This is a genomic window from Candidatus Poribacteria bacterium (assembly GCA_016866785.1).
GTDB lineage: Bacteria > Poribacteria > WGA-4E.
Window position 1 is genome coordinate 1 of sequence record VGLH01000200.1, and the last position, 4,663, is coordinate 4,663.

6 protein-coding genes are annotated in these 4,663 nt (G+C 64.7%); all 6 read right to left on the reverse strand.

The annotated features are described in order from the left end of the window. Positions 1-127: gfo/Idh/MocA family oxidoreductase (locus tag FJZ36_18045; GenBank protein MBM3216800.1), on the reverse strand; the 127-nt coding region annotated here is incomplete at its 3' end. Continuing rightward, positions 124-900, reverse strand: a complete 777-nt coding sequence (locus FJZ36_18050; GenBank protein ID MBM3216801.1) for a cytoplasmic protein — start codon at positions 898-900, stop codon at positions 124-126. The genes FJZ36_18050 and FJZ36_18045, both read right to left, overlap by 4 nt. Continuing rightward, positions 897-1,775 carry a site-specific DNA-methyltransferase gene (locus tag FJZ36_18055; GenBank protein MBM3216802.1) on the reverse strand — a complete coding sequence of 293 codons (879 nt, stop codon included), beginning with the start codon at positions 1,773-1,775 and terminating at the stop codon, positions 897-899. Before FJZ36_18055 ends, FJZ36_18050 begins: the two co-directional genes overlap by 4 nt. A gap of 182 nt (positions 1,776-1,957) precedes the next feature. Next, positions 1,958-2,728 (reverse strand): pirin family protein, encoded by a 771-nt coding sequence (locus FJZ36_18060; GenBank protein MBM3216803.1) that lies wholly within the window; start codon positions 2,726-2,728, stop codon positions 1,958-1,960. 24 nt (positions 2,729-2,752) lie between these two features. Continuing rightward, positions 2,753-3,931 (reverse strand): hypothetical protein, encoded by a 1,179-nt coding sequence (locus FJZ36_18065; protein MBM3216804.1) that lies wholly within the window; start codon positions 3,929-3,931, stop codon positions 2,753-2,755. 29 nt (positions 3,932-3,960) lie between these two features. Further along, a partial coding sequence (locus FJZ36_18070; protein ID MBM3216805.1) for a DUF3376 domain-containing protein occupies positions 3,961-4,663 on the reverse strand: 703 nt, incomplete at its 5' end.

Consider the following 4,663-nt stretch of genomic DNA (forward strand, 5'->3'; position numbering starts at 1 on the left):
GGTTGGCGGCGGACGGCTCATAGACGCCGACGAAATCGACGTCGGGGTTCGCCTGAAGGACGGCGGCGTGTCCCGACGCGTGAGCGTGGGAGACGCCGTATTGCGCGATGCGGATGGGTTGGGTCATGGCTTCGTCTCCCTGCTGCGCCCGCCAGCTACGCGTTCGAGCTTTCCTCTCGTGGGCTGGCTCCCACTGTTAAACTCCAGAAGCTGCGCCCAGTCGATATCCCCGTCCTCATCGCAGAACTCAATCGTGAAGTCGCGGACGTAGCGATTCGCTGCGCGGCACCAAGCCTGGCGGTACTCTTCTCGATGGCGTTGGATAGCATCGTCGCCCATCTCTCGGAGCAGTTTCTGGTAAAAGTCGGGATCGCCGGTGAGCTCTTCCCAGAACGCCTGTCCGGCGCGGCTCCGGTAGATGAGCTTGGCGGTCGGCTCGGAGCGGCGCTTGCCATAGCAGTGCCCCAACATCGGGTCGAACTGCTTGCGCAGCTTTGTCAGGCGACGTTGGAGCGCTCGGAACTCGTCGTTCTGCCGTTTCGCCTGGCTGCTGTTGAACGGGTTGGGGCCCGACTTCACCGCGATCGCGAGATACCGGTTCTCCGTCTCGATCGCGATATCCACGCCTTCGCTGGGCGAGACGGTTCCGCCGGAGACGATGCGGGCGATCGGCTCGAAGAAGACATCGCCGAAGATGCCTTCGTCTGACGCAGACAGAAACGCGATGAGCAGGCTCTCGATGATCTCCGCCGCCGTGGCGTCACCGACGGCGCGGAACAGGTAGGGGTTCTTCTTGGCGAGCACGTCGCGGAGCTTAAGGTCGTGGAGTCGTTGGAGCCTTCTGGTATGGAATTCCCCAAGGCGTTCTGTGATGAGCGCTCGCAACTCGTCAGAGGTCATTCGTCGGACTCCTCCCCATCTGCATCTTTCAGAGGCGGATCGAGCAAAAGCATCTGCCCGTCCTGATTGAGCGTCTCGACGCTCTGCTCGTGGAACTCGCGGAGTATTTCGATGCCGACGTAGCGTCTACCTAGGCGCTGCGCTGCAATCGCCGTCGTGCCACTGCCGAGGAACGGATCGAGGACCACGTCGTCCGGCTTGGTGAACAGTCGGATGAACCACGACGGCAGATCGATGGGGAACGTCGCGCTGTGGCTGCGGTTGGAACACTCCGTCGCCATGTGAAGCACATTCGTCGGATAGACCCGGTCACGCCCCACCCAGTTCGCCACGCGCTTTCCGAAGCCGCTTCGCGTCCTGGACGGGTCCCGAACCGCGTCGGTCTTGCTCATATTGCTGAGCCGGCGATCCGCCCAATCTCCCACCGGAACCATCACTTCTTCCTGATACATGTGGAAGTGACGCTCCCGAGTGAAGTGGAGACAGCGTTCCCAAGCGTCGCGAAAGCGGTTGGGCCACTTGCCGGGGTGGGCGTTCTTCTTGTGCCAGCAGTACTCCTCGGTCCAAAGCCAGCCTTGGCGCCTCAGCGCCAGGATCAGCTCGATGACATACGTATGGCGTTCGCCGTTGATCGCCTTCTCTTTGATGTTCAAGATGAACGAGCCGGTCGGCTTGAGAACGCGATAGAGTTCCTGCCCAATCGGCAGGAACCAGTCGACGTACTCATCTGGACGGATTCCGCCATAGGTCGACTTGCGGCTGTCCGCGTAGGGCGGCGACGTCACGATCAGGTCGACGAAGCCATCGGGCATTTCGGCAAGAACCGTTCGGCAGTCGCCGAAGTGCACGATATCCAGTTCGTCGCGTCGGTGCATAGCTGTCGATGCAGGGCTGTTCGTTGAGGTCATGGGACCGAACCGTTGTGTCTTGCCAGAGCGTTGAACGGCGACGCGCTCTACCGGAACATACGAACGCGCGGCGGAATCGTCAAGCCGCGCCACCGTCTAGTGGAACGTCCGACGGCGCGGGTCGGCTTCACGTTCGCTCGCACTGGAACCTACCGCAGCGCCGGCGAAGTCACGATGAGTCCGCTCGACGCGTCCTCGGCGTGGACGGAGAGCGGAACCGCCGCCGAGAGCTCCAGAACCAGCTCGTCTCGCGCGCCCAGCTCGACATGGACGCCGCCGACACTCACCGATAGCGGCGCGCGGTCTGCGTAGACGACGCATTCATCGCCCGCGCGGAGCTCCTGGTTCCACACGCCGCCCGGCTCGAACTCGAACCGCGTGATCTCGACGGGCATGTGCATGCGGATCGCGCCCTCCTCGCCGACGAGCCGCCGGCGCGTCACGCCGTCCGTCGATTCGACCGGCAAGGCGTCCGCGTCGAAACGCTGGTAGGACGGTTCCATGTACCGATGCTCCGGATCGAGCAGCACGAATATCTGGAACAGGCTGAGCAGTTCGTCATCGGGGTTCCGCTCGCTGTGGCGGACGCCCTTTCCGGCGACCATGTGGCCCAACTCGCCCGCGACGAGCCAACCCTTCGCGCCGGTCGTGTCCTCGTGCTCGATCCGCCCGCCCAGGATGTACGAGATGACCTCGATGCCCTGGTGCGGATGCATCCCGAACATCCCGCCCGGCTCGATGTCATCGTGACCACAGTACACAAGCGCCCCGATGTTGGTGATGGGGCTGTCGAACCCGACGACCTGCCGCTGGAACAGCCACTCGTTGCGATAGTAGGACACATCGGGTTGGAGCACGTGCGTCCAGCGGAACCCGACCGCCTCGACCGTGCGGTATGGAGAGCGTGCATGGAGAGCCATGGAGACCTCCCGTGTCCGTGAGCCTCACTTCTCGAATCGTGCCAACCGTTCCCGCGAGACGCGCCCGATCCAGAGCGTGGTGAACCGCTCCGAAAGCGCCTGGAACCGCGTCCGCGCCGCGTCGAGCTTCCCTTCGGCGAGCCAGCGATCCGCCTCGTAGAAGGCGTCCGCGCCGGTGGTCATCCCTTCGGCGCAGAGGGAGGACGCCTCCTCGCCGGTTGGAACCGGCACACCGCTCAGGCGGTCCATCGCGGGCGGGTGCGGTTCCATCAGGATAGCGTACGCATCGGGGACGCGTTCTCGGAAGAGGCGCGCCCTGAAGTCGCTTACGACCCCGCCGAGGGCGTCGCCGGCATCGCGTCCGGCGGAGAGGTCGATGTCGGCGGTCACCAGCGCGTCGGGCTCCTGCTCCCCTTCGGCGAGAACGTCGCCCTTGGGACCAATGATGAGGCTCCCGCCGCCTCGGAACGCGACGACGAGATAGAGGAAGTTGTCTGCCGCGCGCGTGCGGAACGCCGCCAGACTCGCGCTTTCGCCCGCCATCGACGCGCCGCCCATCGTGGGGTGGAACACGATGTCGGCTCCGGCAAGCGCAAGCGCCCGCGTCGTCTCCGGGAACACCATATCGTAGCAGATGCACATCCCGACGGTCCCGATGCCCGGCACGTCGAAGACCGGGAAACCGCCGCCGCGCGTGCGCGCCTGCTCGTGGATGGGTAGCTGCACCTTGCGGTAGCGTCCGATCTCGGAGCCGTCCGCGCCGATGAGGATCGCCGTGTTGTAGACGCGCGAGCCCTCGGCGACGTCGTTGCAGCAGATGATCGGCATGCGGGTCCGCGCGGCGATGTCGCCGAAGCGCGAGAGCATCTCGTCGACGGCAGGACGGAGCAGGTCGGGCGTCCGTTCCCAGTTGCCAGCTTCCCATTCGAGGGTTCCGAGCGTGTCTTCGGGGAACGCGAGGATGTCGCAGCCGGCTTCCGCGCCCTTCTCGGCGAGGGCGGCGAGTTCGTCGAGGTTCCTGCGGACGGTTTCGAGGGCTCCTCGGACGGTGGGGATGGTGTAAGGGATGAGTCGGCGCTTCGCCTGCACCGCTCCGACGCGCACTTCTGACATGATCGCTTTCCTTCTTCGTGCGAGCTCAGAAACACTGATGCCCACGAGCGGCCCTCGATGGTGCTCCGGATGCATCATGAGACCGCGCAAGCGGTGCGTGACTCGCAGCTCGTCGTCGACTATCCGGCCGTAGGATCGAAGGCACTGCGTACCCAGTCCCGGACTGCCCTCAAAAGGTCGCGTGCGCTATCACCCCACAGCGCGCCCAGAACGAACCCGCCCGCAACGAGGATGACGACCGCCAAGCTGGCGCGCAGCACCTTCCGCGATGCGACCGCGGACAGGATGACAAGCGGATAGTAAATGGCTTCGGTGATCCGATGGAACCAGTGGATAGGTCGCATCGTCAGGCGAGCGATGCCGCCGCGCTCGCGCAGGCGATCCGCGACGCGCGTTCCCAGCCGCCCCGCCGTGCGAACGAGCAGGGCATAGATCAGGGTGGAGTTGTATGGATCGGCTGCCCGGGCAGCATCGGCGTCGCCCTCGATCTCCTTCTTCAGGTCGTCAAGAAGAACCTTCGCCTCGTCCCTTTCGGGAAGCAGCGTCTTGACGAGGATTTCCGCCGTGTTCAGCCGTCCGATGCGGATATCGTGCACGCGCCATGCCTCGTCCATGAACGCGCTGAAATGGAACACCTTTGTCCCCTTGAGGAGCTCGTCAGGGCTTCCGCCCGTCGATTTGGCGTCCAGCGGGGACACGCGCACCACTTCGATGGGGTCCGCCTCCCCGACGTCGGCAAGGGTTTCGAGCGGGTAGAGGTGCAGGTCGAGGTACTCGAACCGCTCGAACGTTCCGGCGGGAATGCCGGGCAGCCGATGCGAC

Excerpts from the sequence above, each read along its gene's own strand:
- FJZ36_18055 (MBM3216802.1), bottom strand. The coding sequence starts at position 1,775 with ATGCACCGACGCGACGAACTGGATATCGTGCACTTCGGCGACTGCCGA.
- FJZ36_18060 (MBM3216803.1), bottom strand. The coding sequence starts at position 2,728 with ATGGCTCTCCATGCACGCTCTCCATACCGCACGGTCGAGGCGGTCGGG.
- FJZ36_18050 (MBM3216801.1), bottom strand. The coding sequence starts at position 900 with ATGACCTCTGACGAGTTGCGAGCGCTCATCACAGAACGCCTTGGGGAA.